This is a genomic window from Porphyromonas gulae DSM 15663 (assembly GCF_000378065.1).
GTDB lineage: Bacteria > Bacteroidota > Bacteroidia > Bacteroidales > Porphyromonadaceae > Porphyromonas > Porphyromonas gulae.
On the sequence record NZ_KB899209.1, the window covers coordinates 1 to 1,320 of the forward strand.

General features: G+C 37.7%; 3 protein-coding genes. All 3 read left to right on the plus strand.

All coding sequences use genetic code 11. The features are described from left to right. The coding region (locus F452_RS11085; RefSeq protein WP_018966145.1) for an RHS repeat-associated core domain-containing protein at window positions 1-627 on the plus strand (627 nt) is incomplete at its 5' end. A gap of 12 nt (window positions 628-639) precedes the next feature. Then, window positions 640-981, plus strand: coding sequence for a hypothetical protein (locus F452_RS0110580; RefSeq protein WP_018966146.1), 342 nt, complete (start codon window positions 640-642; stop codon window positions 979-981). Window positions 982-1,198: 217 nt separating this feature from the next. Further along, window positions 1,199-1,320, plus strand: a 122-nt coding sequence (locus F452_RS13005; RefSeq protein WP_262497971.1) for an RHS domain-containing protein, incomplete at its 3' end; no start/stop codon positions are given.

Here is a 1,320-nt window from a genome sequence, read left to right on the forward strand (position 1 = left end):
TTGGATATTTATGGCTCTGTTCGTAACTTTGCCGGGCGTTCTTTGAGCGATTGTCCGTTCAGGTATCAGGGACAGTATGAGGATGAGGAGACAGGATTGTATTACAATCGGTTTAGGTATTATTCGCCTGATAGCGGAATCTATATCAGTCAAGACCCAATAAGACTTGCAGGGAATAATCCTACACTGTATGCTTACGTTCACGATACAAATGTGTGGATAGATTCTTGGGGATTAAAAGGAACAGGAATACCATTTCAAGTAGGACTACATGAAGATTTAATTAAAATAAATGCAGGCACAGGATTGGATTCACATCACGTAGGACAAAAAGCACTAATGGATAAGTTAGTAGCTAATTATGATGAAATGAAAGCCCCTGCAATTTTAGTTCCTTCAGTTGGTCATACGAGAACAAAAGATGGTGTAGGCATTGTTTCAAGAAGTCCTATAAATCCTAAGACTGGTAAGCCGTTTACTAATGCAAGAGAATTATTGGCAAGAGATATAAGGGAATTACGGAGGGTATATGGCGATACTATTTCTAATAAACAACTTCAAGAACTTATTAATTTAAATAAATCGATGTACCCCGAAATGAATAAGCCTAAAACGGGGCACCATTAAATCAAAGTAAGTATGACAGCACAAGAGTTTGTAAAAAACGTAAGTCAAGAAGTTTTCAAGGATACGTATAATTACTATCTTGAAACGCTTCCAACTCCAGTAGTAGGAACAGACAAGTATTGGGAAAATAGCAAAGCCTTATACCATAGTTTGAATGATGAACAGAAAAAACAATTGCATTTTTTTGTAAAACTGGTTATGCAAGATGTGGTCTCTACAATATTTGGGAAATTAGACAATATATCTTCGTATGAAAATCAAGATGGTTCTTTTGAGCTTAACATAAATGGACATGCTATAAATGGCGATTTGCAAGAGATTTTCTTAATGAATATAGAGGAATATAACATGTAGCTCTTTTAATCTAAATACACGGTCTGTCTGCTTATTTTTTTACCGCTTTTAAGACGATGCCCCCCTTCACGAGTGGACGGAGGAAGAGAAAAAAGTAACGGAACAGACAGAAGATGGAAGAGGCGAAAGCCTGATAACGTGGCTCTTCGAAGAGGGTACATTCATACCTGCGGCAAAGATAGTTGGCGATAAATCATACAGCATTATTACAGACTACTTGGGTACTCCAACTGAAATGTTCAACTCTGATGGAGAAAAAACATGGTCGGCAGAATTGGATATTTATGGCTCTGTTCGTAACTTTGCCGGGCGTTCTTTGAGCGATTGTCCGTTCAGGTA

Bases quoted from the DNA above. Each gene is read 5' to 3' on its own strand.
- F452_RS0110580 (WP_018966146.1), top strand. From the start codon at position 640: ATGACAGCACAAGAGTTTGTAAAAAACGTAAGTCAAGAAGTTTTCAAG.